The organism is Micromonospora sp. URMC 105, assembly GCF_051386295.1.
GTDB lineage: Bacteria > Actinomycetota > Actinomycetes > Mycobacteriales > Micromonosporaceae > Micromonospora.
The window spans coordinates 41,287-67,493 of sequence record NZ_JBPQTL010000005.1 but is presented as its reverse complement, the minus strand read 5'-3'; the positions used below and the strand labels follow the sequence as shown (position 1 = coordinate 67,493).

Sequence of the window (26,207 nt, the reverse complement as noted above, 5' to 3'; positions counted from 1 at the left end):
CGCGGGCCCGCGACGCGTGAGCACCGGCCGGGCCGTCGCGGGAGGCCGCCCGACTGGTAGAAAGAGGCGATGACGAGCGACCCCGCCTCCGCCCACCTCGACCCCACCGACGAGGTCGTGGAACTCTGCCGCGACCTGCTGCGCATCGACACCACCAACACCGGTGACAACGCCACCAGTGCGGGGGAGCGCCGCGCCGCCGAGTACGTCGCGGAGAAGCTGGCCGAGGCCGGCGTCGAGTCGCAGATCTTCGAGTCCGCCCCCGGCCGGGCCAACCTGGTCGCCCGGATCCCCGGCACCGACCCGGGTCGCGACGCCCTGCTGGTCCACGGCCACCTGGACGTGGTGCCCGCCGACGCCGACGAGTGGTCGGTGCATCCGTTCTCCGGGGAGATCCGCGACGGCTACCTCTGGGGCCGGGGCGCGATCGACATGAAGGACTTCGACGCCATGGTGCTGTCCGTGGTGCGGCACTGGCAGCGCACCGGCGTGCGCCCGCCGCGCGACATCGTGCTGGCCTACACCGCCGACGAGGAGGCGGGCAGCGACTACGGCGCGCACTTCCTGGTGCAGCGGCACCGCGACCTCTTCGACGGCTGCACCGAGGCGGTCGGCGAGGTCGGCGGCTTCTCGTACTCCATCGACGACACGTCCCGGCTCTACCTGATCGAGACGGCGGAGAAGGGGCTGGACTGGCTGCGGCTGCACGCCAAGGGCCGCCCCGGGCACGGGTCGTTCATCCACGACGACAACGCCGTCACCGCGCTCGCCGAGGCGGTGGCCCGCATCGGGCGGCACCGCTTCCCGGTCACCGTCACCCCGACCGTGCGGGCGTTCCTGGAGGAGGTCTCCGAGGTGCTCGGCGTCGAGCTGGACCCGGACGACCCGGAGGCCGCGATCGCCAAGCTCGGCCCGATCGCGAACATCATCGGGGCGACCATCCGCAGCACCGCCAACCCGACCCGGCTCGCCGCCGGCTACAAGGACAACGTCATCCCCGGCCGGGCCACCGCCACCATCGATTGCCGCAGCCTGCCCGGGCAGTCCGAGATGCTGGAGCGGCAGCTGCGCGAGCTGGTCGGCCCGGACATCGACATCGAGTACATCCAGCGGCAGCCGGCGCTGGAGACCACCTTCGACGGTGACCTGGTCGAGGCGATGTCGGCGGCGCTGCGCGCGGAGGACCCGGGCGCCCGGCCGGTGCCCTACATGCTCTCCGGTGGCACGGACGCCAAGGCCTTCTCCCAGCTCGGCATGCGCTGCTTCGGGTTCGCGCCGCTGCGACTGCCCGCCGACCTCAACTTCTCGGCCCTGTTCCACGGCATCGACGAGCGGGTACCGGTGGACGGACTACAGTTCGGCGTGCGGGTCCTCGACCGGTTCCTGCGCACCTGCTGACCAGGTCCGTCGCCGGACCGCATCCTCCCCATCGCGAAAGGGACTCCCTCATGACCGACCAGCACGGTGAGCTGGACGCTGCTCTGGAGCGCGTGATCGACGCCGCCCGCGCCCACCTGACGGCCGTGCGCGCCGCCCAGGGCCGGATCGACGACGACGGCGTCTGGCAGGCGTACGTGGCGTTGAACAACGCCTCCTACGCCTACGACGAGCAGCTGCTCGACGCGTTCGGTGAGGTCACCCCCTGGGACGTCGAGTCGATCGACCCCGACGAGGCCGACGAGCGCTTCGGCGGCGTCGAGGGCGTCGAGGCCACCGACCCGCACCCGGCGGTGATCTCCGTGCGGCAGCGCCGCGACTACCGGGTGCCGAGCGTGTCCGCGCTGATCCGGGTGGCCGAGGCGGCCCGCCGCGAGGGCACCCCGGAGGAGGACGAGCCGGCGCCGGTCGAGGGGGTCGGCGAGGCGGTGCTGGAGCTGCTGCAGAGCGGCGACGGCTCGCTGAGCGCACTGGACGTGCCGGAGCTCGAACCGCTCGACGGCGTGGTGATGGTCAGCGAGGTCGGCACGCCGGTCGATCTGGAGTCCTTCGACGACGACGACCCGGTGGGCCCGTTCCAGCCGGCCGCCGACGACCGGCTCGTCGGGCGGCTCGACGAGCACCCGTTCCTCGACGAGGACGAGCACGACCACGCCGGTCACCAGCACTAGGCCGCGACGCCCCGGGGGCCCGACCGTGCGGTGCGGGCCCCGGGGGCGGGGCCTGCGGCGCGGGTACGCCGCGCGGCGTACCCGCCGTCAGTAGGACAGGCCCGGCTGCGGCTGGTTGACCCGCCGACGGCGCAGCATGACCTGCCGCGTCCCGTCGCGGAACAGCCGCACCCGGGCCAACTCCCATCCGGAGAACTCCGCCTGGATCGCCAGCTGCGCCGCGGCGGTCAACCGGTCGACGTTCGGCGGCAGCCGCAGCGGCGCGTATTCGTAGTCCATGGCCCTATGCTGCCCAGCCCGCAGGCCGTCCGCCACCCCCTCGCGCGTGAGCCGCGCCGCTGGTCCGCCGCCCGGGCGGCACGCCGCCCCCGCCCGCCGGGACGCTGCGGGCCTCCCGCCCGGTACGACCGATCTGCCCCAGCCTGTCCTGGCTGTCCCCCGACCGGTTCGAGCAGCACCTATGGTGCGTTCGTGGCGACCATCCGACTCGAGCCGATGACCGACGAGCAATATGCCCGCTACCAGGAGCGGGCCGCGGACGACTACGCCGAGAACATCGCCGCCAGCGGTCTGCTGCCGCCGGCCGAGGCGTGGACCAAGGCACGCGAGGACTATGCCCGGCTGCTGCCCGACGGCCGGCGCACCGAGGGCCACCGGCTGTGGACCGGCTACGACGGTGCCGACGAGGTCGGCGTGCTGTGGCTGCACCTCCAGCCGCGCTCCGACGGTCTGTACGCCTTCGTCTACGACATCGAGGTGCGGGAGCAGCTGCGCCGACGGGGCTACGGCCGGGCGATGATCCAGGCGGCGGAGCAGGTGTGCCGGGAGGCCGGGGTGGTGTCGATCGGCCTGAACGTGTTCGGCTTCAACACCGGTGCCCGCGCGCTCTACGAGCGGTTGGGCTTCGAGGTCACCTCCGTACAGATGGCCAAGCGGTTGTGACGCGCGCGCCGGGTCCGGCGCGGCGACAGGCGTCGCGGCAGGGGTGATCCCTCGGGCCGCCCGTCACCGGGCTGCGGTGTCCGGTTCCGCGACGCTCGACGGGGCGGGGGAGCCGGGCTCCGGGCCGGTCAGGTCGTTCGCGGCGAGCAGCGCGGCCAGCGCCGGGGCGGTCAGCGTCAGGCCGTGGGCGGCGCCCGGGTCGACGGCGAGGCCCCAGCCCGGGTCCGGCCAGTCGGCCAGCAGGTCGGCGGCGGCGAGCGCGACGAACGGCACCCCGGCGCCGGTGAAGGCGGTCAGCGCGTCCGCCGAGGTGAAGACCGGCAGCAGCGGCGCCCGGTCGGCTCCGAGGACGACCGTCCACGGGAACTCCCGTTCGGGCGACGGCTCGCCGGCCAGCGGTACGCAGACCGGGCCGGCGGCGAGCACCCCCAGGTAGCGGGAAAGGTCGCGCCGCGCCGCCGCCTGCGCGAGCAGCGCCACGAGCTCCGGCTCGGCCGGCTGCGCCACGGGCGCCGGCTCGGCCGGGTACGGCACGCTCGTCGGCGCGGCCGGGTGGGCCACGGGCGCCGGGTCGGCCGGCTGCGGCACGGGGAGCACCCGGCAGGAGAGCGCGCCCGGGTCGGCGGTCAGCGCGACGGCGGCGGTGCGCGCGGCGAAGCCGCTCCACCAGTGCAGGCCCTCGGCGGTGCGCTCGGTGGCGTACCACCAGCCGCCGGTACCGTCGGATCGCCACCCCAGGTCGGCCAGCCGCGGCCCGGCCTCGCCGCCGGGGCAGTGACCCTCGACGGTGTCGCGGCGGACGGAGAGTCGCAGCCGGCGCGGCCCGGCGGCGAGCTCCAGGTCGGTGTCCCGGTCGCAAGCGGCCAGGGTCCGGTGCAGTCGGGCCACGATCTCCGGCCAGCCGGGGGCGGTCACGCCGGCGGCCTCGGCAGCCGGGCGTCCAGGGCGCCGAGCCGGGCCACGGTCTCCTCCAGGCGGCCCAGCGCCGCGAAGTCGCCCGGCTTGCCGAACAGCTCGCCCAGGCCCGACCCGAGCGTCGCGTCGAGGCCTTCGGCGCGCTCGTCGAGCTGGGCGGTCGCGGCTGTCCGCGCCCGCCGGTACGCCTGGAGCACCATCGCCGACAGGTCGGCGCTGCCCGAGCGCAGCGCCGCCGGCTCGAAGGTCAGGTCGGTGAGCCCTCCGGTGGCGTCCACCGTGGCCGACACCAGGCCGGTGTCGTCGGTGGCCGTGCCGGCCAGCTCGTCGAGGTCGGCGTGCAGCCCGGCGAAGCGGCGTTCGATCTCGGCGAGCCGGCCGGCGAGCGCGTCCAGACCGGACAGCGGGTCAGTCATGCGGGCTTCCTCCCCCTGCGGTTCCTCCGCGCCGCCCGGGGTGGCGGCCGGAGGCCGGGGAATCGTATCTTCGACCCGCGTCGGATGCGGGGGAGGAACGGCGATGGCAGCTGACATCGAAGTGGACGTCACGGCCGTGAAACGGCTGGAGGCGGCGGCCACCGGGGTGGCCCAGGCGCTGGGTGGGCTGGAGAGCCGGGTGGTGGCCGCCGGTGACCTGCCCGACGGCGTCTTCGGTCATCTGCCCTTCGCCAGCGACATGCTGCGCGCCGCGTACGCCGAGCAGGTGGCCGAGGGCACCGCGATGTTCCGCGCCGGGCAGGACGCGTTCACCCGCGTCGGCGCCGCCCTGGCGTCCACCGCCGAGACGTACGAGCGCAACGAGCAGGAGATCGACTCCGGGTTCCGGGCGATGCGCGACGGGATGGGCCGGTGAGCGGGCCCGCCGGCAGCGCCGTCCAGCTCTGGAACGGCATCGACAATGCGCTGTCCGGCGTGGAGGACGTGGTCGACAGCGTCTGCCGCACCCTGGCCTGGCCCCTCATCCAGCTGGTCGACATGGTCGACGGCGAGCCGGAGGCGCTGCGCGCCCGGGCCGGCGAGTGGGACGCCCTCGCCGCCCAGGTGCGCGAGCTGGCGCTGAGCCACCGCGGGGTCCGCGAGGCCGAGCAGGCGGGCTGGCGGTCGTCGGCGGGGGAGGCGTACGGCAGGCGCCTCGTCGAGGTCGAGCAGCAGTTGCTGGACGTGGCCGGGCAGTTCACCGCCACCGCCGAATACCTGCGTGGGGTCGCCGACGCCCTGCAGACCGTGCACGACGTGCTGGTCGACCTCTGCGTCGAGTTCGTCAACTTCCTGTTGGTCACCCTGGTGACCGCGCTGCTCATGGCGCCGTTCACCGCCGGGGCGTCCTGGGCGGCCGGCCTGGCGGTCAGCGTGACCCGCGGGATGATCGTGCTGACCCGGGCGCTGAAGATCATTCGGCCGCTCGCCGCGCACCTGCAGAAGGTCATCCGGCTGCTCCAGCGGGTCATGCTGTACCTGCGCAAGCTGCGCAACCACCTGGACAAGCTGGTGGACAAGCAGAAGGCGCTGCGGGCGGGGCAGAAGGCGATCGACAAGCGGCGTGCCGCCGGCAAGGCCGACAAGTGGTTCCACAAGATCACCGACCCCGCGCAGGGCACCTTCAAGCTGGGCAAGTCCGGGTCGCCGTTCGACATGTCGATGCTGGACCGGGCCGGTGCGCTGCGTGCGAACGGCATGGCCGACGGCGGCCGGATGATCGCCCAGGACTGGGCCGCCAACCTGCCCTGGAACGTGCCGAACTCGGTCGTGCACGGGGCCGTGTGGGGCGGCACCGCCCTGGTCAGCGGCCTCTCGGTGCCCGGTGCCGACACGGTGGCGGACGAGGTCGGCGAAGCGGTGCGCGGCGGCGCCGACTGGATCGACCAGAATGTCTTCGGGCAGCCGCCCGCCGAGCAGCAGCCGGCCGGCCGCTGACCGGCGAGCAGAGGAGGTACGGCGTGACGGGTACGTGGGGACGGCTCGGGCGGCTCGGCGACGCGGTGCGCGACGGCGCGCGGGTGGCCCGCGACCGGGCTCGCGCCCTGCGCGACGAGTTCCGCACCTCCGACGAGCCGGAGCGGGCCCTGGTGGCTCCGCTGGTGACCGGGCAGGAGCTGCGCTACGTCGGCCTGGCGCCGGTGCGGGCGCACGAGACGCACCGTGCCGGCAGCCAGTTCGTCGACCACGTCGGCAGCGAGGTCGCCGAGGCGCTCGACCCCCGGGCGCTCTTCGGGCTGCTGCACATCGTCAACCCGGTGGCCTGGGTGGAGGCGGTGCTGACGCCGGTCCGGATCGTCGCCGGGGTGCTGCTGCTGCCCGGCAAGGCGGCCGCGCTCGCCGCGGGGCTGCCCGAGGCGGCCGGCCGGGAGGTGGACGCCGAGCCCACCCCGGCGACCCCGCAGCCGCGGCCGGTGCTGCCGCTCACCGCGGAGCAGGAGGCGTTCCGGGCGTTGTTCCGGCTCAGCCGGTACCGCCCGCTCGCCGACCAGCTCGCCGAGATCGCCTACCGCCGGCGGTATGTCTTCAGCGGCGACCTCGCCACCCTCGCCGGCAGCCTGCTGCTGTTCCTGGAGCGCTACACCGGCACCCCGCTCGCGGTCACCGACACCCACCTGCATCTGCTGCGGATGGGGCGCCGGCCGGACGAGGGCCGGCCGGACCGGCGCGAGCCGCGGCTGCTGTGCAGCATCGAGCGGCGGCGGATCAGCCGGATCGACTGCGACCACGGCTCGGCGCGGCTGATGCAGTTCCCGACGACGCTGCACTTCGACGACGGCTCGTGGATCCGGATCGTCAACCCGGCCACCCGCGACGACCAGGCCCGCTTCCTCGCCGCCGTGCGCGAGATCCCCGGCGACCGTCCCGCCCTCGGCTGACCCGCGTCCCGGGCCGCCGCGCCGGTCGTCGCCGGGCCGTCCCTACCGGCCGGCCCGCCGCCGGAGCGTCAGCCGTCGCGTTCCGGGTAGCCGACCGGCACGGCGGAGACGTCGTCGAGCGCGGTGGTGATCTCCGCGGGCAGGGTCACCCGCTCCACCTGCAGCGCGCCGAGCAGCTGACCCACCGTGCGGGCGCCCAGGATCGGCGCGGTGACCCCGGGCCGGTCCCGGATCCAGGCCAGCGCCACCTCGGTGGGCGAGACGCCGAGCCCGCCCGCCGCGGTGGCCACCGCCTCCACGATGCTGGAGCAGCGCGGCTCCAGGTAGGTCGCGACGAACCGTTCGAAGTGCGGCGAGGCGGCCCGGGAGTCGGCCGGCCGGCCGTGCCGGTACTTGCCGGTGAGCACCCCACGCCCCAGCGGCGACCAGGGCAGCACGCCCAGCCCGAGCGCGCCGCAGGCCGGCAGCACCTCCCGCTCGACGCCCCGCTCCAGCAGCGAGTACTCCACCTGCGTGGCGACCACCGGGGCGCGCCCCGGCCAGGCCGCCTGCCACGCCGCCGCGCGGGCGGTCTGCCAGCCGGAGAAGTTCGACAGGCCGACGTAGCGCACCCGGCCGCTGGCCACCGCGTGGTCCAGCGCCGCCAGGGTCTCCTCCAGCGGCGTGTCCGGGTCGTACCCGTGCACCTGCCAGAGGTCGACGTGGTCGGTGCCCAGCCGGCGCAGCGACGCGTCCAGGGTGCGCAGCAGGTGCCCGCGCGAGCCGTCCCGGCGCCGGCCGCTGCCCGGGCGCAGCCCCGCCTTGGTGGCGATGAGCAGCTCGTCGCGGGGGACCAGGGCGCCCAGCAGCGAACCGAGCACCGACTCGGCGTCACCGTCGCCGAAGACGTCGGCGGTGTCGACGAGATTGCCGCCCGCGTCGAGGTAACTCTTCAGCTGGGCGGCCGCGTCGTCGGCGTCGGTGTCCCGGCCCCACGTCATGGTGCCGAGCGCGAGCCGGGAAACCGCCAGCCCGCTTCGGCCGAGCGGTCGCTGTTGCATGGGTGAACCTTATTTCGAACCCGGCGTCACGGATATCCTCGCTCCCGTCATCTCTGCCCGCCGCGTCGCCGATCTGACCGTGGCCGGGCCCCGCGCTGCTCGCCGGGCACCCCGGCGCGGGCGGGTGAGCCGGTGATCGGAGCCACCACCGCCATTGCGTACCCTGGTGCGACCTGTGGTGCGGATGGGGGAGGATCCAGTGCGACTAGGGCTCAGCCTCGGATACCAGACGGCGTGGAGCACACCCGCCGACCACCTGGCGCTTGCCCAGGAGGCGGACCGGCTCGGCTACTCGGTGGTGTGGGCGGCGGAGGCGTACGGCTCCGACTCGCCCAGCATGCTGGCCTGGATGGCCGGCCAGACCCAGCGGATCGACGTGGGCAGCGCGGTGATGCAGATCCCCGCCCGGACCCCGGCCATGACCGCGATGACCGCGGCCACCATCGACGCGCTCTCCGGCGGCCGGTTCCGGCTCGGTCTCGGCGTCTCCGGCCCGCAGGTCTCCGAGGGCTGGCACGGCGTGCGGTTCGCCAAGCCCCTGGCCCGGACCCGCGAGTTCGTGGACATCGTGAAGCTCGCCGTCGCGCGCAAGGAGGTCGCCTACGACGGCGAGTTCTACACGCTGCCGCTGCCCGACGGGCCCGGCAAGGCGCTGCGGCTGGGCTTCCACCCGCCCCGCGAGGAGATCCCGATCTACCTGGCCGCCGTCGGCCCGAAGAACCTGGAGCTGGCCGGCGAGATCGCCGACGGCTGGCTGGCCGTCTTCTACGCCCCCGAGTTCGCCGAGGAGCAGCTCGCCTCGGTGGCCGCGGGCCGGGCCCGGGCCGGCAAGGAGCTGGCCGGTTTCGACGTGGTCCCCTCCGTGCCGGTGGTGGTCGGCGACGACGTCGCCACCTGCGCCGAGCTGGTCCGCTGGTACGCCGCGCTCTACGTCGGCGGCATGGGCAGCCGCCAGCAGAACTTCTACAACCAGCTCGCCACCCGGATGGGCTACGGCGACGCCGCCCGCGAGGTGCAGGACCTCTACCTGGCCAAGCGGCAGCGCGACGCCGCCGCCGCGGTGCCGATGGAGTTCATCGACCGCACCTCGCTGCTCGGCCCGAAGGAGCGCATCGCCGAGCGGATGCGCGAGTACGCCGCGGCCGGCGTGACCACCCTGTCGGTGACCCTCTTCGTCGCCGACCGGGACAGCGGCGTGCAGACCCTGCGCACCGTCGCCGAGGCGCTGGAGCTCTCCGGGGTCGGCGAGTGACCTGGGTCGAAGCCATCGTCCTGGGGATCGTCCAGGGGCTCACCGAGTTCCTGCCGGTCAGCTCGTCGGGACACCTGCGGATCACCTCCGCGATCTTCTTCGACCGGGACGCCGGCGCCTCCTTCACCGCGGTGACCCAGCTGGGCACCGAGGCGGCGGTGCTGATCTACTTCGCCAAGGACATCTGGCGGATCACCCGCACCTGGCTGCTCGGCCTGCGGGACCGCTCGGTGCGTACCAGCCTCGACTACCGGATGGGCTGGTACGTCATCGTCGGCTCGATCCCGATCGGGCTGTTCGGCTTCCTGTTCAAGGACCAGATCCGTACCGCCGGCCGCAACCTCTGGGTGGTGGCCACCACGCTGATCGTCTTCGCCTTCGTGCTCGCCTTCGCCGAGTACTGGGGGCGGCAGACCCGCACCCTGGAGAACTTCCGGATGCGCGACGGCGTGGTGATGGGCTTCGCCCAGGCGATGGCGCTGATCCCCGGGGTGTCCCGCTCCGGCGGCACGCTCACCGCGGGCCTGCTGCTCAACCTCACCCGGGAGGCGGCGGCGCGGTACTCGTTCCTGTTGGCCATCCCGGCGGTGGTGATGTCCGGCGTCTTCAGCGTCGGTGACGTGTTCGAGCCGGCCGCGCCGGGCACCTCGGTGCCGACCGTGGCGCAGATGGTGGTGGCCACGGTGATCGCCTTCGCCATCGGCTACGCCGCGATCGCCTGGCTGCTGCGCTACGTGGCCCACCACACCCTGTACGTCTTCGTGCTCTACCGGGTGGCGCTCGGCACGTTGGTGCTCGCGCTGCTGCTCACCGGCACGATCACCGCCACCTGAGGCGTACCGGCGGCGACGCCGGCGACGGCCCCCGACACCCTGGTGCCGGGGGCCGTCGCGTCTGCGGCCTGCGCCTAGGGTGGTGTCGTGGCGACCCTTCTGCTTCTGCGACACGGCCGGACGACGGCGAACGCCGACGGGGGGCTGGCCGGCCGCCAGCCGGTCGAGCTGGACGACACCGGCCGGGCCCAGGCCACCGCGGTCGGCGAGCGGCTGCGCGCCCTGCCCCTGGCCACGGTGGTGACCAGCCCGCTGATCCGCTGCAGGCAGACCCTGCAACTGGCGTTGCCGCAGGTCGAGCCCGTGATCGAGGAGGGCCTGATCGAGTGCGGCTACGGCGCCTGGGAGGGGCAGCCGCTGAAGAAGCTGGCCAAGGAGCCGCTCTGGCCGGTGGTGCAGCAGCATCCGAGCGCGGCGGTCTTCCCCGAGGGGGAGGCGATGGCGGCGATGGCCGCGCGGGCGGTCGCCGCGGTACGCGCCTGGGACGCCACGGTCACCGCCGAGCACGGGCCGGAGGCGGTCTGGCTGGCGTGCAGCCACGGTGATGTGATCAAGGCCATCGTGGCGGACGCGCTCGGCGTACACCTGGATCTGTTCCAGCGCATCGTCGCGGACCCGGCGTCGGTCACCGCGATCCGCTACACGCCGCTGCGGCCCTTCCTGGTCCGGCTCAACGACACCGGTGGCGACCTCGCCGGGCTGGTGCCGCCGCCGCGCAAGCGGCGCCGGCGGGCGACCCGGCCGACCGACTCGGACGCAGTGGTGGGCGGCGGCGCCGGCGCGGCCGGGTGAGCCGCCCGCCACGCCCGACCCGGCGCCACGTGGCCCGCGGCGTTTCGCCCTGGGCTGAACCACCCTCGGTGCGGTGCGCGACGCTCCCGCGCGCCGGATAGGGTCGTGGGTATGACCCACCAGGTGCACGCCTTCGAGCCGCCGGAGCGGTTCGTCGCCGGGACCGTCGGGCCACCGGGGGAGCGCACGTTCTTCCTCCAGGCGCGCGGCGGCGGCCGGCTGGTCAGCGTCGCGCTGGAGAAGGTGCAGGTGTCCCTGCTCGCCGAGAAGCTGGAGGAGCTGCTCGCCGAGGCTCAGCGCCGCTTCGGCGTCGACCTGCCCGAGGCGCCCGCCGTCGTCGGCGACAACGATCCGCTGGACACCCCGGTCGACGAGGAGTTCCGGGTCGGCACCCTCGGCCTGGCCTTCGACGTCGACAGCGCGACCGTGGTGATCGAGGCGATCGCGGCCGGCGAGGCCGAGGCCGAGGTCGAGCTGGGCGACGAGGAGGACGACGACTCCGACGACGTCGAGGAGCCCGACGAGGACCTCGACCGGCTCCGGGTCCGGCTGACCCCCGAGGCGACCCGCGAGTTCATCGAGCGGGCCCGCCGGGTGGTCAACGCCGGCCGCCCGCCCTGCCCGCTCTGTGGCCAGCCGCTCGACCCCGCCGGGCACCTCTGCCCGCGGCACAACGGTTACCACCGGTGACCTCGTCGGAGTTGCAGCCCCGCCAGGACGGCAGCGCGGCGCTCCGGCTGCTGCGCGACGGTGAGCTGACCCTGGAGGGGCGGCTGGTCGACGCCTCCAACACCACGCTGCGCGGGATCCTGACCCTGGGCGGTCGGACGGCCCGCTGCGTCTACAAGCCGATGCGCGGCGAGCGCCCGCTGTGGGACTTCCCCGACGGCACCCTGGCCGGCCGGGAGGTCGCCGCCTACCTGGTCTCCCGGGCCACCGGGTGGGACCTGGTGCCGCCGACCGTGCTGCGCGACGGCCCGTTCGGGCCCGGTTCCTGCCAGCTCTGGATCGACGAGCCCGACGACGCGGAGCCGCTGGTCGGCTTCGTGCCCGCCGAGGCGGTGCCGCCGCGCTGGATCCCGGTCGCCGCGGCCCGCGACGACGACGGCGCCGCGTACGCCCTGGCGCACGCCGACGACCCGCGGCTGGCCCGGCTGGCGGTGCTCGACGCGGTGCTGAACAACGCCGACCGCAAGGGCGGTCACGTGCTGCTCGGCCCGGACGACCGCCTCTACGGGGTCGACCACGGCGTCTGCTTCCACGTGGAGGAGAAGCTGCGCACGGTGCTGTGGGGCTGGGCCGGGCGGCAGTTGCCGCCGGACGCGGTGGAGATGCTCGACACGCTGGCCGGTCAGGTCGCCGGCGAGCTGGGCGAGGAGCTCTCCGCCCACCTGACCGTCGGGGAGATCGCCGAGCTGGCCGCGCGGGTCGACCGGCTGCGCGGCACCGGCCGGTACCCGAACCCCCCGCAGGACTGGCCGGCCATGCCCTGGCCGCCCATGTGAGCCGCTGTCACGTTGATCACCCGTAGGGTGCCTGCCCACCGCCGGACGGCTCGTTAGGCTGACGGTCATGGAGTCTTGGGCGGGACACGAGGTGCCACGGCTGCCGGGTGACGGCGAGCCGCTGCGCTTGTACGACTCGGCGCGACGCGGCGTGCATCCCAGCCGCCCCGACGGCGCGGCGGCCAGCATGTACGTCTGCGGTATCACCCCGTACGACGCCACCCACCTCGGCCACGCCGCCACCATGATCACGTTCGACCTGGTCCAGCGGATGTGGCGCGACGCCGGCCTGACCGTCCGGTACGTGCAGAACGTCACCGACATCGACGATCCGCTGCTGGAGCGTGCGGCCCGCGACGGCGAGGACTGGAAGGTCCTGGCCATGCGGGAGACCGCGCTGTTCCGCGAGGACATGGAGGCGCTGCGGATCATCCCGCCGGAGCACTACGTCGGCGCGGTGGAGTCGATCCCGGACATCGCCGAGAAGGTCCTCGTCCTGCTCAAGGACGGCGCCGCGTACCGGCTCGACGACGGCACCGGCGACGTGTACTTCGACGTCTCCGCCGCCCCGGCGTTCGGCTACGAGTCGAACCTGACCCGGGAGCAGATGCGGGAGATCTTCCCGGAGCGCGGCGGCGACCCCGACCGGGCCGGCAAGCGCGACCCGCTCGACCCGCTGCTGTGGCGCGGCGCCCGCGAGGGGGAGCCGTCGTGGCCCGGTGGCGAGCTGGGCGCGGGCCGGCCGGGCTGGCACATCGAGTGCGCGGTGATCGCGCTGAACCTGCTCGGTGACCGGATCGACGTGCAGGGCGGCGGCAACGACCTGCTCTACCCGCACCACGAGTACTCCGCCGCGCACGCCGAGCGGCTCACCGGCGAGGCGCCCTTCGCCGCCCACTACGCGCACGCCGGCATGATCGGCCTGGACGGCGAGAAGATGTCGAAGTCCAAGGGCAACCTGGTCTTCGTCTCCCGGCTGCGGGCTGACAAGGTCGACCCGATGGCGGTGCGGCTGGGCCTGATGTCCGGGCACTACCGCGCCGACCGCGCCTGGACCGACGAGCTGCTCACCGCCGCGCAGGCGCGCCTGGACCGCTGGCGGCGGGCCGCCGCTGCGCCCGCCGGGCCGTCCGGGGCGGAGTTCCTGGCCGGGGTACGCGCCCGGCTCGCCGACGACCTCGACACCCCGGGTGCCCTGGCGCTGGCCGACGACTGGGCCGACCGCGCCCTGGCCGGTGCCGGCGACGACGCGCAGGGGCCGGCCCTCTTCGCCGACACCGTCGACGCCCTCCTCGGCGTCCGCCTCTAAGCCTGTCCGGCGGCGGCCCGCCCGGGGCCGCAGCCCATGATTCAGTCGCATTTTCCGACACGACACGCCGTCCCCGGCGTCGGAAAATGCGACTGAATCATGAAGGTCGGGCCTGCCGGGCGGCTGTCCGCCCCGACGGCAGGCGTCAGCCGAGGACCAGGCCGGGGTCGGGGTCCTGGTCGGGGGCCGGGGCGGGGATCTGGTACTCCTCGGTGAGGGTGGTCATCGGGCCGGGCCAGGTGGCCTGGGCGACCTCGATGGGCTTGCGCCGCTCGTCGTAGGCGATGTGCAGCAGGTGCAGCACCGGGGTGTCCGGGCGGATCTGGAGGGTCTCCGCCTCCTCCCGGCTGGGCTGGCGGGCGCTGATGGTGTCGGTGGCCGAGACGTACCGGCGGCCGGTGGCCTCCTCGGCCTCCTGGTAGAGCGGGCGGCCGAACGCCTCGGCCCGCTCCAGCGACGTGCCGGCGGTGTCGGCCGGGAGGAACCAGGAGGCGCCCACCTCGACGGGCGAGTCCTCGGTGCGCACCAGGTGCCGGCGGCAGAGCAGATCGGTGCCGTCGGCCACCCCGAACGCGTCGGCGACCTCCGGCGGGGCGGGGGCGCGGCCGACGGAGACGAGTTGCTGCTTGTACCGGGCGGCCAGGTCGGTGTGGTAACCGCGGAAGCCGCCGTAGCGGCCCCGGGAGAGCCGGTTGAGCCGGCGGCGGGTGCCTCGCACGTACGTACCGGAGCCGGGCTTGGTGATCAGGATGCCCTCGACCCGCAGCTGGTCGACGGCGCGCTGCACGGTCTGCTTCGCCACGCCGAACATCTCGGCGATGGCCGGGATGGACGGCAGCCGCTCGCCCGGTGCCCAGTCGCCGCGGCGCACCTGGGTCTTGAGCTGCGCGGCGATCTGCCGATGGGGGAACTCGGCGGCCCCCGGGTTGATCTGCACACCGCCTCCTCATACCACTAGGTTCCTAGGATGCCCTACGGGGCGTGACCCGCGCCACCCCGGACACGCACGAAAAACGGCCCCGGACGCGATCGTCCGGGGCCGATGACTCAGCGGGGGAGAGGCGCTACCAGGAGCCCGCCGTGGGGCCGGCGGAACCGCCCCGGCGGCGCAGGTACTTCTCGAACTCCTGGGCGATCTCGTCCCCGGTCAACGGGGTGATGCCGGCGTCGCCGACCCGCTCCTCCAGCTCGCGGACGTACTCACCGAGCTCGGCGTCCTGCTCGGCGGCGCCGCGCACCCGCTGCTCCCACTCGGCGGCCTCCTCGGCCAGGTCGGCCATCGGCACCGGCAGGTCGAGCACCTCCTCGACCCGGTGCAGCAGGGCGAGGGTGGCCTTCGGGCAGGGCGGGTTGTTGGCATAGTGCGGCACGTGCACCCAGAACGACACCGCGTCGACCTCGGCGCGGGTGCAGGCGTCCTGCAGCACGCCGACGATGCCGGTCGGCCCGTCGTACCGGGTGGGGGTGAGCTGGTAGCGCTGCGCGGCCTCGGCGTCGGAGGCGCTGCCGCTGATCGGCAGGGGACGGGTGTACGGCACGTCGGCCAGCAGCGCGCCGAGCAGCACCACCCGCTCGACCTCCAGGCTGTGGCAGATCTCCAGCACCTGCTCGCAGAAGGTGCGCCAGCGCATGCTGGGCTCGATGCCGCGGATCAGCACCACGTCCCGCTCGGTGCCCTCCGGGCTGGCGACCATGAACTTCGTGGTGGGCCACTCGACCCGCCGGGTCTCACCCTCGGCCATCGTGATCGTCGGACGGCTGACCTGGAAGTCGTAGAAGTCCTCCGGGTCCAGCTCGGTGACCGGTCGGGCCTGCCAGACCTGCTCGAGGTGCTCCACGGCGGCGGTGGAGGCGTCGGCGGCGTCGTTCCAGCCCTCGAAGGCGGCGATCGCCACCGGGGACCGCAGCACCGGCAGCCCGTCGAACTCGGTCACGCCGTCACCTCACCCTGCTCGTCGCCGACGGCGCCGGGCGCCGACCCGGTCCTCCGCCCGCCGTGCACGGTGGCGTCCCTGATGTCCTTCACGTCCGTCAGCCTACGTGGCGGCGCCAGGTGCGGCCCGTCGGCCGCGCCGGTCCACCGCACCGGCCGACCGCCGAAAGGGTACGAAAGGGATACGTGTTGCGGTGGGCAGAATGTGGGACCGGCGGTGGCTGTCGACCGATCGCCCGGTCGTCGCATTAACCTGGACCGGTGCGGACTTCGTTGCTGGATGTGCTGGCCGACCGGATCCTCGTCGCAGACGGGGCGATGGGGACGATGTTGCAGGCTGCCGACCTGACCCTCGACGACTTCGAGGGCCTGGAGGGGTGCAACGAGATCCTCAACGTCACCCGCCCGGACGTGGTGCGCGGCGTGCACGAGGCGTACCTGGCCGCCGGGGCGGACTGTGTGGAGACGAACACGTTCGGCGCCAACCTCGCCAACCTCGCCGAGTACGACATCCCGGAGCGGATCCGGGAGCTCTCAGCCGCCGGCGCGCGGATCGCCCGGGAGGCGGCCGACGCGTACGCCACCGCGGAGCGGCCCCGGTTCGTGCTCGGGTCGATCGGGCCGGGCACCAAGCTGCCCACCCTCGGGCACACCGCCTACGCCACGCTGCGCGACGCGTACCAGGAGAACGCCGCCGGTCTGATCGAGGGCGGCTCGGACGCGCTGATCGTGGAGACCTGCCAGGACCTGCTCCAGGTCAAGGCGGCGGTGGTCGGCTGCCACCGGGCGATGGCCGAGCTGGGCCGGAAGGTGCCGATCATCTGCCACGTGGCGGTGGAGACCACCGGCACCATGCTGGTGGGCAGCGAGATCGGCGCGGCGCTGGCGGCCATCGAGCCGCTGGGCGTGGACCTGATCGGGTTGAACTGCTCGACCGGCCCGGCCGAGATGGGCGAGCACCTGCGCTACCTGTCCCAGCACTCCCGGATTCCGCTGTCGGTGATGCCGAACGCGGGCCTGCCGGTGCTGACCGCGGACGGGGCGTACTTCCCGCTGACCCCGGTGGAGCTGGCCGACGCGCTGGAGCGGTTCGTCACCGAGTACGGCGTGACGCTGGTCGGCGGCTGCTGCGGCACCACGCCGGAGCACATCCGGGTGCTGGCCGAGCGGCTGCACGGCGCGACCCCGGTGCCGCGCGAGCCGCGGCACGAGCCGGGCGTCTCCTCGATCTACCACCCGGTGCCGTTCGCGCAGGACGCCTCGGTGCTGATGGTGGGGGAGCGGACCAACGCCAACGGTTCCAAGGCGTTCCGCGAGGCCATGCTCGCCGCCGACTGGCAGGCCTGTGTGGAGATCGCGCGCAGCCAGGCCCGGGACGGCTCGCACCTGCTGGACCTCTGCGTCGACTACGTCGGCCGGGACGGCACGCAGGACATGCGCGAGCTGGCCGGGCGCTTCGCCACCGCCTCCACCCTGCCGATCATGCTGGACTCCACCGAGCCGGCGGTGATCGAGGCGGGGCTGGAGATGCTCGGCGGCCGGTGCGTGGTCAACTCGGTGAACTTCGAGGATGGTGACGGGCCGGAGTCCCGCTACGCCCGGGTGATGCCGATCGTCAAGGAGCACGGCGCCGCCGTGGTGGCGCTGCTGATCGACGAGGAGGGGCAGGCGCGGACCGCCGAGTGGAAGGTCCGGGTCGCGTCCCGCCTCATCGAGGACCTCACCGGACGGTGGGGGATGGACCGCTCCGACATCCTGATCGACGCGCTGACCTTCCCGATCGCCACCGGGCAGGAGGAGACCCGGCGCGACGGCATCGAGACGATCGAGGCGATCCGGGAGATCGCCCGCCGCTACCCCGGCGTCAACTTCACCCTGGGCATCTCCAACGTGTCGTTCGGGCTGAACCCGGCGGCCCGGCAGGTGCTCAACTCGGTGTTCCTGCACGAGTGCCAGCAGGCGGGCCTCACCAGCGCCATCGTGCACGCCAGCAAGATCCTGCCGATGAGCCGCATTCCGGACGAGCAGCGGGAGGTGGCGCTGGATCTGATCTATGACCGGCGCCGCGAGGGGTACGACCCGGTGCAGCGGTTCATCGAGGCGTTCGAGGGCGTGGACGCGGCGTCGGCGCGGGCCGGGCGGGCCGAGGAACTGGCCGCTCTGCCGCTGGACGAGCGGCTCAAGCGGCGGATCATCGACGGCGAGCGCAACGGCCTGGAGGCCGACCTGGACGCGGCGATGGCCGGCGGCCGGTCGCCACTGTCGATCATCAACGACCTCCTCCTCGACGGCATGAAGGTCGTCGGCGAGCTGTTCGGCTCGGGGCAGATGCAGCTGCCGTTCGTGTTGCAGTCGGCCGAGGTGATGAAGACGGCGGTGGCCTACCTGGAGCCGCACATGGAGACGGCCGAGGACGGCGGCAAGGGCCGCATCGTGCTGGCCACTGTCCGCGGCGACGTGCACGACATCGGCAAGAACCTGGTCGACATCATCCTGTCCAACAACGGCTACGAGGTCGTCAACATCGGCATCAAGCAGCCGATCAACGCGATCCTGGACGCCGCCGAGGAGCACCGCGCCGACGCGATCGGCATGTCCGGCCTGCTGGTCAAGAGCACCGTGATCATGAAGGAGAACTTGGCCGAGATGGCCTCCCGCGGGGTGGCCGAGCGGTGGCCGGTGCTGCTCGGCGGGGCCGCGCTCACCCGCGCGTACGTCGAGGACGACCTGCGGGCGATGTTCCCCGGCCAGGTGCACTACGCCCGCGACGCCTTCGAGGGGCTGTCCCTGATGGACCGGGTGATGACCGCCAAGCGCGGTGGCGCGCCGGTGGTCGACCCGGAGCGGGAGGCCGCCCTGGCCGCCCGGCGGGCCCGCCGGGAGCGGCAGCGCACGATGGTCAGCGAGGCGCTGCCCGAGCTGCACGACGCTTCGGTCCGTTCCGACGTGGCCACCGACGTGGAGGTGCCCACCCCGCCGTTCTTCGGCACCCGGGTGGTCAAGGGCGTGCCGCTGGCCGACTACGCGGCGCTGCTCGACGAGCGGGCCACCTTCCTCGGGCAGTGGGGGCTGCGCGGCGCCCGCGGCGGCAAGGGCCCGTCCTACGAGGAGCTGGTGGAGACCGAGGGCCGGCCCCGGCTGCGCTACTGGCTGGACCGGCTGATCGCCGACAAGGTCCTCGAGGCGGCGGTGGTGTACGGCTACTTCCCCGCGTACGCCGAGGGCAACGACCTGGTGGTGCTCGACGAGAACGGCAGCGTCGAGCGGGCCCGCTTCTCGTTCCCGCGGCAGCGGCAGGAGCGGCGGCTCTGCCTGGCCGACTTCTTCCGGCCCAAGGGCGACCAGCTGGACGTGGTGGCGTTGCAGCTGGTCACCGTCGGGCAGCCGATCAGCGAGTACACCGCGAAGATGTTCGCCAGCAACGAGTACCGCGACTACCTGGAGGTGCACGGCCTGTCCGTGCAGCTCACCGAGGCGCTCGCCGAGTACTGGCACCGGCGGGTCCGCGCGGAGCTGACCCTGCCCGGCGGTCGTACCGTGGCCGACGACGACCCGGCGGACCTGGCCGGGCTGCTGCGCACCGACTACCGGGGCTGCCGGTACGCGTTCGGCTACCCGGCCTGCCCGGACCTGGAGGACCGGGCGAAGATCGTGGAGCTGCTGGGCGCGGAGCGGATCGGGGTGCAGCTGTCCGAGGAGTTCCAGCTGGTGCCGGAGCAGGCGACGGACGCGATCGTGGTGCACCACCCGGAGGCGAACTACTTCAACGCCAAGTGACGCTGTCACCCTGCCTGAGCTGCGCAAACATGGCTTCGAAGCCCTGCTGGGCCGTCGCCAGGCCGTCGGGGTCGGTCGGGCCGTGTCCGAAGGCGGCATCGATCGCCCGGCGGGTGCGGTTCTCGCTGGTCGGCAGCAGGTGGGTGTAGACCCGCAGCGTGAAGCCCGGGTCGGCGTGGCCGAGGTACAGGGACAGCGCCTCCCGCCAAGGTCTGAGCAGGTCTTAGGCCGACCGGCCGCCGGCGGTGTCGGGTCTCGGGACATCCGTAACAGATCAGTCTCGGGACATGGGTTACACGTCCGACTGGAGGATCTTTCGCTACGGGACCTTGCCACCGTCCATGGTGCGGAAGCCCAGGCGTGTGACAGGCCGGAGATACCGAAGTCGAACACGGGGTGATTGTGCCGCCGGAGCCTGTGTCTGGGCACGTAGCGAAGGCGTCTGATAGCAATCGGAGTCGATCAGCTTGGGTGACCGACTGAGTGACGATCGGTACGCACGCCGACGGACGGGCTCGGACGACATCGGATTGGCGCAGCAGGTCAGCAGGGCGACAGGGCGACAGGGGCAGCTCGCCACCCGCCGCTCATTCGTTCGGGACGAAGCGGTTCCCTTGGATTGGTTTGTCGCTCTCCGACTACCTTGATCCGGCCGAGGTGATCCACGGATGCCCAGCGACCACGGCACCGTCTAGCTTCCGCGGGTCGATGCTCCATCGGCCTGCGAGCGTGAGCACGGTTTCCTCATCCGGCCACGGCGAAGTCTCGTCATCCTCGTCCCACGGTTCGTCCTCGTCGTAGGTGGCCTCGCCTACGTCTAACAGCACCACGCCTTGGTCGCCGAGATACACAGTTTCCTCGCCCGGCCACGGCGAAGTCTCGTCATCCTCCTTTGACTGTTCGTCCTCGTCGTAGGTGGTCCCAACTCCGAGCTCTTGCTCTTCCACTGTGGGCTCGCCTACGTTGAACAGCACCTCGCCTCGCTCGCCGAGATAGGCGAATGCCCGTTCCACAACGCCGCCCCTGGCGCGTCCCCAACCGTGATACTCAATGACGCGATGAGTTCCGAAGTACTGAACCTCACCTAATAGGTGGCTTATCGCCGCCAGCCAAGCGGCAAATCGGTCGTCTTCAGGTGCGGGCACATCTCTTGAAGCAGCAAGCGTCCAGCCATCGAGCGGCGGTGTGAGAAGCCATTGCCCGTGACCGGCGTAGGCAGCGGCGACCGCATCGCGCCAGGTGGTCGGAGTGGGACGGCTGAGGTTCAGCGCGGCAGCGACAGCGTCGGCGGCCCGGTCACGCACCGCGAGCCACTGAAGCTTGTAACCGAAACCGAGCGCGGGGTCGGGCATTTGGCCATCGTAGGTGCCTGGCAAGGGCCTCGGGCGGGCCGCGTGCCCGTTGTGTGCTCGACACAGCGGTCAACAGGGGGACGCACAGGCACGCAACGTCGCCGGGGATCGACAGTTGGCAGCGATGTTCCAGGTGACGCGACTACCCGCCGTACAGATCAACACGATTCCCAAGCTGATGCGCGGCACCTTGCAACCTGGCGGTGGGGTTGAGGTCGACGGAGCCGCTTCGGGTCAGGGAGCATGTAGCGGTGAGTTTTGATCTTGTGGTCCTGGCGGTCGAGCCTTGCACGACGGCAGACGATGTGCGGCAGATGGCCGATCACTGCAACGGCATGGAACACCGAGACGGTGAGCCTGACCAGCGGATTGTCTCCTTCTACCAGGAACTGTGCGCGCGATTTCCGGATCATCCGCCGTACGACCCGGAGTCGCCCTGGATGTCGGCACCTCTCGGTGTCGGCATCGACCACGTGAGGATGAACATCAGCTACTCACCGCGGGGCAGCGAGGCGGTAGACGTCGTCCTGGACCTGGCGGAGCGGTACGGCCTGGTTATCTACGACCCTCAGGGTGACGAGGTCACCGGCTTGCGTGGGGACTACGAGGTCCCGGTGACCGGGTGACTAACTGAGTGACGACCGGGATCGACGTCGGCGGACAGCCGTGGACGCCGGGGGACCGATCTCGCAGCTCACCTGTCGCGGGGGAGCAGGTCAGGCGGTTGTGTTGGTTGCCGGGGGGTCAAGGCGTCGCCCCGGCCACACGGGTACCGCAAGATGGTGGCGTGATGACCGAGCCCGTCACCGTCGGCCGGATGGAGCTGATCGATGACCTGGAGGGGCTGCCCGGCGGCTTCGATGGGTGTCTTCTTGCCCTGACGTTGGAAGTTCCGGCCTTCCTTCGCGTTGGCGATGTCTGGTGGGTTGAGGACGAGATGCTGTACGTCCAGCGAGGGGATGTCCCGGCCGTGGCGCATCCGGGCCGCCTCGAATGGCGCCGGAAGTGGTAGGGCGGAGGCCGCGGGGCAAACAGGGGGCACAGACCCGTCAAACGTCGTCAACCAGCGAACAACCTTGACAGCCCAAGAAGCTGGGTGAGCAGGTGCCGAACGGTGTCGCCGCTGGTAGCAGGACAGGCGCACTGAGTTCCGCTTCAATATCTGTACCTGCGGCAGAAGGCTGCCTTAGCCGAGACCGTCTTGGTTGGCCTCACTCCCAAGCACCTCGCCGAACCACCACCCGGGTCGGTCAGACTCTTGCCAACGCACTGTCAGAGTGCAGCCGCCGGACTCCTGAATGAAACCAAGCAGCGCTGCCTGCGCTTGCGTCGGAGAGACGTCAGACGGCAGGGAGAGAGCTCCGTCCAACACGCCCTTGCCGGAATACACGGCGTACCGCCACTTCGGTGCGGCGCGGTAGAGCACTAGACCGGTCGGCCGGCGCAGGGCTGCACGCCAGTCGGCGCGCCCAGAAGCCATGCCACATTGTGGCATCGCAGGTGTTCCTCTGAGGGGCCGCAGACGCGACAGCAACAGTGACAGCAACGGGTCCGAACAGAGACAGCCAGGGCGAACACCCCGTGGACAGCCGGCCGACGTCGGCGACGTGAACGGACGCCGGCGGACGATGCGCGCAGTTCTTACAACCGAGGGATCGCCCTCGGCGCTGACCGCCACTAGTGTTCGCGCCGTGAACCTCACGATCGACGAGAGCAGCCGCCAGGTACGAGAGTTCGTCTGCCACTGCTGCAACACGCCGGCGGACCGGACTTGGGCCAACATCTACGAGGGCGACACTGCTCTAGCCGCCTACTTCGCGAGTTGCTACCACCACAACGGGGTGCACGAGGTCTGGATCGATGCCATCTTGGGGAGCTGGGGCCACGACCGCTTCGACGATCACATCACCTTCGGCTGCCGGGTTGGCCCTGTAGTTGGCTCGCCGACGCCTGCTGCGACGCTCGTCAACGGTGGCGAGGTTGCAGGCGACAGTCCGATCTTCGGTCGCAAGCTCAGCCGTGAAGAGGGGCTGAGCCACCCTCGGCTCTCTGAGTTCTGGCAGGTCGTCGACTTGGTTCTGGAGCAGGATGACCTCGTCCGCCGCCATGTAGACGGGCCGGTGGCACAGGATGGTGCGCAGCCCGCCGAGTGACCCCGCCCGCTCATCGACGAGTAGCCACGTGAGTAGCCAAGGCAGTGCATCCCGGCGGACATCTCCGTAGGTTGGCGGATTCGTTGAGCAGCGCCGGGCGACATTGACCGAGCCTCGCCCGCTGCTGGCAGTTTGGGGGTCTGGCAGCGGCTGTCGACAGCTACGGTGACAGCAACGGATCCCGACAAGGTCAGCCGCAGGCGGTCGGGCGCGGACAGCCGCCCGAGGTCACGGACGCGGACGGACCCTACCGAACAGAGCGCCCAGACCTTACAAGCGAGGGGTCAGGCACCGCCCTGAAGGCTGGACGTGGGCGACTAGCCGGAGACATGCGTCCGGGCACTAGCCGCCGAAAGCCTCGGCCATCAGGGTAAGCCGGTGGATCGGCGATTCCGGGTGCCGAGGGCTGTGCTGGCCGAGGCAGACGGGCAGGCCCTTGCGTTCGGTCCACTCGCTGTCGCCCCAGAATCGACGGCCTCCGGCCAGTAGCTCCCCGGCAACTTCGTTCTGTTGCTGTTGGGCTCCGATAGTGGTGACGGCCGAGGCGACTACGTTGTTGGCCCCGCTTGGGATACCGGCGTCACCCACGGCTGGAAGGAGTAGGAGGAGACGTTCCGCCTGGCTGCGCATCGAGTCCGGTTGGTTGGCTGTCATGAGCAGTTCCGACCATGGGAGGGCCGGCCCGTGGAAACCTCCCTCTAGTGCCGCGGCGATGATCAGAGCATCAGATCCCGCCGGCTGAAGCAGGTAGTCCCATCCCGAATCGTCGTCAAAGTTGCAAAAGAGGATGTACAGGCGGTGGCCTCGGGCGAGGTCCATGGTGATGACCGGCCAACTGCCGGCCTGGTGCATCTCCTTTGCGTAGACCTCGACATCCGCTGGATCGATGCCGAAGGCCACCGCAGCGGTATAGGAGCCGCCTACGGAGAGCAGGAACGCTGGCCAGAACAAGGGGTCATCGAGCCAGGGCGTGGCGTCTACGAGCACGGACGGGTCAACCGGCGGTGCAAAGCCACCGAGATAGCCACGCAGAGGCATCTAGCCATCCTTGCAGACCATGCTGGTCGCCTTGGCCGTCCTCACCGTCCGAACTCGCCCCGCCGGCGGCAGAGATGCCGGCAGCGGTAACACTACCGACGCCAATTGTTTGCGCAGCTCAGCGCCCGAGTTCACCAATTTCGCCCGACAGGCCGAGAGGCGGGCGACAGTTCAACGCCAACTGATCACCGCGGGCACCCTGACCTGCGACCGAGCACCGAGAGCTGGGCATGCCCGAGGACGACATCGCGATCACGCTGAGCCACGACCAGGCGCTGGTGCTGTCAGACTGGCTCGATCGCGTCATCGGGACGCAGGCGTTCGACCGCCTTGTCGACGACCCTGCCGTCTGGTCGGCGTTGTACGGCATCAGCGGTCCCTTGGAGACGTCGCTGCCTGAGCTGTTCATGCCCGACTACAAGACGCGCTTGGAAGCTGCTCGCGAACGCCTCCGGGGGAGCGGGCGGCCCACGACGGGTGAGTGACAGCCTGGGTGACGACAGGAGTGGACGCGGCTGGCCGAGCCGGGACTGCTACGTGATTCCCGCGTGCAACATCGACGCGAGCTTCGCTGGGAAGCCCTCCTCGAGCGGCAGTTGGCGCAGCACGACGCGGACCCAGACCGCGCCCGCGAGTGTGTCCATGATGAGCATCGGGTCGGCGTCGGCGGCCAGTTCGCCACGCTGGGCGGCACGCGTGAAGATCGGCATCTCGGCGGCGAGGCGGTCGGCGAAAAATGCCTTCGCGTATGCCGACAGCTCGGCGTTCTGTGCGGCGGCGCCGAACGCGGCGACCGCGACGGCGGCCGATTGCGGCTCGGTGAGCAGCCTGACCAGTGCCCGGACGAGGGCCGTCAGGTCGCCGTGCAGGCTGCCGGTGTCCGGTGCGGTGAACCGCAGCAGGGGTGCGTCGATCAACGCCGCGCCGAGCAGCGCGGCCTTGGACGGCCACCAGCGGTAGATGGTGGTCTTGTTCACGCCGGCGCGCTCGGCGACACCCTCGATCGTGAGCCGCTCGTACCCGCGTTCGGCGAGCAGGTGCAGCGTCGCGTCGAGGATCTCCGCGGTCCGCCGCGGTCCACTTCCGTCAGCCATGACCGGGAGCCTACACTAGAATTGCAACGCAACGTTGCGTTGGATTAGCGAAGGGGGCGCCATGGCCGCAGCCGGCACGATCCCTACGGTGTTCGTCCACGGCATCCGGCTCAGCGGCAGCATGTGGGGGCCGGTCGCCGCACTCGTCGGCGGCCGTACCGCCGCGCCGGACCTGCCCGGCCACGGCACGAGGCACGCCGAGCGGTTCACCACGCACAGCGCGGTCGAGGCGATCCTTGCCGCCATCGACGATGTGGGCGGTCGGGCCGTGCTGGTCGGGCACTCGCTCGGCGGTTTTCTGGCGATCGCCACCGCCGCCCGATACCCGGACCGGGTCGCGGCCCTCGTGGCAGGCGGCTGCACCGTCCGGCCACGCGGAGCGTTCCTCTCCGTCTACCGCCTCATGGCCCGGCTCGCGGCGGGCAACCCGGAGGTCGCCGACCGGGTCAGCGCGTACGGATTCCGGCGAGCGCTGCCAGGCCCGATCGCCGAGGCGATGATCGCCGGCGGCATCCGATGCGCGGTGATGCCCGAGGTCGTCGCGGCCATATCCGCGTTGGACCCGATCGCGGACCTCCGCCGTTATCCGGGACCCGTGCTGCTGTTCAACGGCGCCCGTGACCCGTTCCGCGCGGACGAGCGACAGTTTCTGGCCACCGCGCCACACGCCCGCCTCGTGCTCGTCCCGCGCCGCGGCCACATCGGCATCATGGCCGAGACACCCACCCTCGCCGGACTCGTCGCGACCGCGGGCGTATCGGTCGCACCAGCCCCGCAGCCGTTCCATGCGCCTCGACGGTCTAGCAACGATCACGAATGCGGGGCCGCCGTCGATGGCGCATGATTTGGCGAATGCCGCGGCCCGCGGGATGCACGATCCAGTACGCGGCTAGCTCGTCCGCCGATCACGGCTGGCGTGCCGGCCAGATCCCTCGCCGGACGAGGCGGTCAAGGTGATCGAGCAGCTTCACCTCACTGCGAGCGAGCCTGTCACGCTCCGGCATGGACAGATCGGCAAGCAGGTCCGGGAGGTGTTCGTTCCGCGGTACGAAGACCATGGCGGCGGAGTACTCGCGGCAGATCGAGCACCACGCCACGCCGACGCGGCGCTCGTAGAAGCTGTCGGAGGGCGCGTACAAGCGGTACCGGTAGGAGTAGATCTCGCCGGCACACTCGGCGGTGTCCCCACCACGGACCTCGTGAACCGTGCTGACCTTCGACCATGCCCACCTGGCAGACCTGTGTCCCATGGCCTTGATCCTCCCCGGCGGCACGCCCGAGCCCCATCCTGAGCTGCCGCGAGACTCGCC

At 72.0% G+C, this 26,207-nt stretch carries 28 protein-coding genes; 18 read left to right on the top strand and 10 right to left on the bottom strand.

The features are described from left to right. Nucleotides 1-69: 69 nt before the first annotated feature. Together ACSNN7_RS03365 and ACSNN7_RS03360 are read left to right on the top strand one after the other, a co-directional pair. Complete coding sequence (locus ACSNN7_RS03365) at nt 70-1,398, top strand: M20/M25/M40 family metallo-hydrolase (RefSeq protein WP_436679026.1); 1,329 nt, start codon at nt 70-72, stop codon at nt 1,396-1,398. Nucleotides 1,399-1,448: 50 nt separating this feature from the next. Beyond that, a complete protein-coding gene (locus ACSNN7_RS03360; RefSeq protein ID WP_436679024.1) occupies nt 1,449-2,108 on the top strand; it encodes a hypothetical protein in 660 nt (219 codons plus the stop codon). An 87-nt stretch (nt 2,109-2,195) separates the two neighbouring features. Here the strand turns inward: ACSNN7_RS03360 and ACSNN7_RS03355 are convergent, their stop codons facing one another. Continuing rightward, nucleotides 2,196-2,387 (bottom strand): DUF5703 family protein, encoded by a 192-nt coding sequence (locus ACSNN7_RS03355; RefSeq protein WP_039906151.1) that lies wholly within the window; start codon nt 2,385-2,387, stop codon nt 2,196-2,198. Between the two features lie 192 nt (nt 2,388-2,579). Between ACSNN7_RS03355 and ACSNN7_RS03350 the strand changes: the two genes are divergently transcribed. Further along, nucleotides 2,580-3,050 carry a GNAT family N-acetyltransferase gene (locus ACSNN7_RS03350; RefSeq protein ID WP_436679022.1) on the top strand — a complete coding sequence of 157 codons (471 nt, stop codon included), beginning with the start codon at nt 2,580-2,582 and terminating at the stop codon, nt 3,048-3,050. 63 nt (nt 3,051-3,113) lie between these two features. Here ACSNN7_RS03350 and ACSNN7_RS03345 read toward each other — a convergent pair whose 3' ends face one another. After that, a complete protein-coding gene (locus tag ACSNN7_RS03345; protein ID WP_436679021.1) occupies nt 3,114-3,965 on the bottom strand; it encodes an SseB family protein in 852 nt (283 codons plus the stop codon). Further along, the gene (locus tag ACSNN7_RS03340; RefSeq protein ID WP_436679019.1) at nt 3,962-4,381 is read right to left on the bottom strand and encodes a YbaB/EbfC family nucleoid-associated protein; all 420 of its coding nucleotides are present in this window, start codon (nt 4,379-4,381) and stop codon (nt 3,962-3,964) included. Before ACSNN7_RS03340 ends, ACSNN7_RS03345 begins: the two co-directional genes overlap by 4 nt. A gap of 103 nt (nt 4,382-4,484) precedes the next feature. Between ACSNN7_RS03340 and ACSNN7_RS03335 the strand changes: the two genes are divergently transcribed. From ACSNN7_RS03335 to ACSNN7_RS03325, 3 genes are read left to right on the top strand one after another with little or no spacing between them, the layout of a single operon-like run. Continuing rightward, nucleotides 4,485-4,817, top strand: a complete 333-nt coding sequence (locus ACSNN7_RS03335) for a hypothetical protein (protein ID WP_436679017.1) — start codon at nt 4,485-4,487, stop codon at nt 4,815-4,817. Continuing rightward, nucleotides 4,814-5,878: a WXG100 family type VII secretion target gene (locus ACSNN7_RS03330; protein ID WP_436679015.1), complete on the top strand. Its 1,065-nt coding sequence runs from the start codon at nt 4,814-4,816 to the stop codon at nt 5,876-5,878. The genes ACSNN7_RS03335 and ACSNN7_RS03330 overlap by 4 nt, the downstream gene beginning before the upstream one ends. 23 nt (nt 5,879-5,901) lie before the next feature. Continuing rightward, nucleotides 5,902-6,819 carry a hypothetical protein gene (locus tag ACSNN7_RS03325; protein WP_436679014.1) on the top strand — a complete coding sequence of 306 codons (918 nt, stop codon included), beginning with the start codon at nt 5,902-5,904 and terminating at the stop codon, nt 6,817-6,819. Nucleotides 6,820-6,887: 68 nt separating this feature from the next. Here ACSNN7_RS03325 and ACSNN7_RS03320 read toward each other — a convergent pair whose 3' ends face one another. After that, a complete protein-coding gene (locus ACSNN7_RS03320) occupies nt 6,888-7,859 on the bottom strand; it encodes an aldo/keto reductase (protein ID WP_436679012.1) in 972 nt (323 codons plus the stop codon). A 199-nt stretch (nt 7,860-8,058) separates the two neighbouring features. On the opposite strand from ACSNN7_RS03320, the gene ACSNN7_RS03315 reads away from it, so the two are divergent. The 6 genes from ACSNN7_RS03315 to mshC all read left to right on the top strand — a co-directional run bounded on the left by ACSNN7_RS03315 (nt 8,059) and on the right by mshC (nt 13,550). Next, the gene (locus tag ACSNN7_RS03315; RefSeq protein WP_436679011.1) at nt 8,059-9,111 is read left to right on the top strand and encodes an LLM class F420-dependent oxidoreductase; all 1,053 of its coding nucleotides are present in this window, start codon (nt 8,059-8,061) and stop codon (nt 9,109-9,111) included. After that, entirely contained in the window at nt 9,108-9,944 is an 837-nt protein-coding gene (locus tag ACSNN7_RS03310; RefSeq protein ID WP_436679010.1) for an undecaprenyl-diphosphate phosphatase, read from the top strand. The genes ACSNN7_RS03315 and ACSNN7_RS03310 overlap by 4 nt, the downstream gene beginning before the upstream one ends. Nucleotides 9,945-10,031: 87 nt before the next feature. Next, a complete protein-coding gene (locus ACSNN7_RS03305; RefSeq protein ID WP_436679009.1) occupies nt 10,032-10,736 on the top strand; it encodes an MSMEG_4193 family putative phosphomutase in 705 nt (234 codons plus the stop codon). Between the two features lie 111 nt (nt 10,737-10,847). Then, on the top strand, nt 10,848-11,426 hold the full coding sequence (locus tag ACSNN7_RS03300; protein ID WP_436679008.1) for a DUF3090 domain-containing protein: 579 nt from the start codon (nt 10,848-10,850) through the stop codon (nt 11,424-11,426). Next, nucleotides 11,423-12,241, top strand: coding sequence for an SCO1664 family protein (locus ACSNN7_RS03295; RefSeq protein ID WP_436679007.1), 819 nt, complete (start codon nt 11,423-11,425; stop codon nt 12,239-12,241). The genes ACSNN7_RS03300 and ACSNN7_RS03295 overlap by 4 nt, the downstream gene beginning before the upstream one ends. A 67-nt stretch (nt 12,242-12,308) precedes the next feature. Then, nucleotides 12,309-13,550 carry a cysteine--1-D-myo-inosityl 2-amino-2-deoxy-alpha-D-glucopyranoside ligase gene (gene mshC, locus ACSNN7_RS03290; protein WP_436679006.1) on the top strand — a complete coding sequence of 414 codons (1,242 nt, stop codon included), beginning with the start codon at nt 12,309-12,311 and terminating at the stop codon, nt 13,548-13,550. Between the two features lie 145 nt (nt 13,551-13,695). Here the strand turns inward: mshC and ACSNN7_RS03285 are convergent, their stop codons facing one another. Further along, nucleotides 13,696-14,487 (bottom strand): GntR family transcriptional regulator, encoded by a 792-nt coding sequence (locus ACSNN7_RS03285; protein ID WP_436679005.1) that lies wholly within the window; start codon nt 14,485-14,487, stop codon nt 13,696-13,698. A gap of 127 nt (nt 14,488-14,614) precedes the next feature. Continuing rightward, entirely contained in the window at nt 14,615-15,484 is an 870-nt protein-coding gene (locus tag ACSNN7_RS03280; protein ID WP_436679004.1) for a PAC2 family protein, read from the bottom strand. A gap of 260 nt (nt 15,485-15,744) precedes the next feature. Here ACSNN7_RS03280 and metH point away from each other — a divergent pair, with 260 nt between their 5' ends. After that, a complete protein-coding gene (gene metH, locus ACSNN7_RS03275) occupies nt 15,745-19,260 on the top strand; it encodes a methionine synthase (protein ID WP_436679003.1) in 3,516 nt (1,171 codons plus the stop codon). Nucleotides 19,261-19,898: 638 nt separating this feature from the next. On the opposite strand, the gene ACSNN7_RS03270 is transcribed toward metH, so the two are convergent. Continuing rightward, complete coding sequence (locus ACSNN7_RS03270) at nt 19,899-20,612, bottom strand: hypothetical protein (RefSeq protein ID WP_436679002.1); 714 nt, start codon at nt 20,610-20,612, stop codon at nt 19,899-19,901. Between the two features lie 251 nt (nt 20,613-20,863). On the opposite strand from ACSNN7_RS03270, the gene ACSNN7_RS03265 reads away from it, so the two are divergent. From ACSNN7_RS03265 to ACSNN7_RS03255, 3 genes are all read left to right on the top strand, one after another. Further along, nucleotides 20,864-21,238 carry a hypothetical protein gene (locus tag ACSNN7_RS03265; protein WP_436679001.1) on the top strand — a complete coding sequence of 125 codons (375 nt, stop codon included), beginning with the start codon at nt 20,864-20,866 and terminating at the stop codon, nt 21,236-21,238. 164 nt (nt 21,239-21,402) lie between these two features. Continuing rightward, a complete protein-coding gene (locus ACSNN7_RS03260; protein ID WP_436679000.1) occupies nt 21,403-21,624 on the top strand; it encodes a hypothetical protein in 222 nt (73 codons plus the stop codon). 679 nt (nt 21,625-22,303) lie between these two features. Next, nucleotides 22,304-22,765 (top strand): hypothetical protein, encoded by a 462-nt coding sequence (locus tag ACSNN7_RS03255; protein WP_436678999.1) that lies wholly within the window; start codon nt 22,304-22,306, stop codon nt 22,763-22,765. A gap of 342 nt (nt 22,766-23,107) precedes the next feature. Here ACSNN7_RS03255 and ACSNN7_RS03250 read toward each other — a convergent pair whose 3' ends face one another. Beyond that, nucleotides 23,108-23,803: a hypothetical protein gene (locus tag ACSNN7_RS03250; RefSeq protein ID WP_436678998.1), complete on the bottom strand. Its 696-nt coding sequence runs from the start codon at nt 23,801-23,803 to the stop codon at nt 23,108-23,110. 230 nt (nt 23,804-24,033) lie between these two features. On the opposite strand from ACSNN7_RS03250, the gene ACSNN7_RS03245 reads away from it, so the two are divergent. Continuing rightward, nucleotides 24,034-24,288, top strand: a complete 255-nt coding sequence (locus ACSNN7_RS03245) for a hypothetical protein (RefSeq protein ID WP_436678997.1) — start codon at nt 24,034-24,036, stop codon at nt 24,286-24,288. A 48-nt stretch (nt 24,289-24,336) separates the two neighbouring features. On the opposite strand, the gene ACSNN7_RS03240 is transcribed toward ACSNN7_RS03245, so the two are convergent. Continuing rightward, on the bottom strand, nt 24,337-24,897 hold the full coding sequence (locus tag ACSNN7_RS03240) for a TetR/AcrR family transcriptional regulator (protein WP_436678996.1): 561 nt from the start codon (nt 24,895-24,897) through the stop codon (nt 24,337-24,339). 61 nt (nt 24,898-24,958) lie between these two features. Here ACSNN7_RS03240 and ACSNN7_RS03235 point away from each other — a divergent pair, with 61 nt between their 5' ends. Then, nucleotides 24,959-25,741 carry an alpha/beta fold hydrolase gene (locus tag ACSNN7_RS03235; protein ID WP_436678995.1) on the top strand — a complete coding sequence of 261 codons (783 nt, stop codon included), beginning with the start codon at nt 24,959-24,961 and terminating at the stop codon, nt 25,739-25,741. A gap of 61 nt (nt 25,742-25,802) precedes the next feature. Here the strand turns inward: ACSNN7_RS03235 and ACSNN7_RS03230 are convergent, their stop codons facing one another. Then, nucleotides 25,803-26,036: a hypothetical protein gene (locus tag ACSNN7_RS03230; protein ID WP_436678994.1), complete on the bottom strand. Its 234-nt coding sequence runs from the start codon at nt 26,034-26,036 to the stop codon at nt 25,803-25,805. Nucleotides 26,037-26,207: the final 171 nt, after the last annotated feature.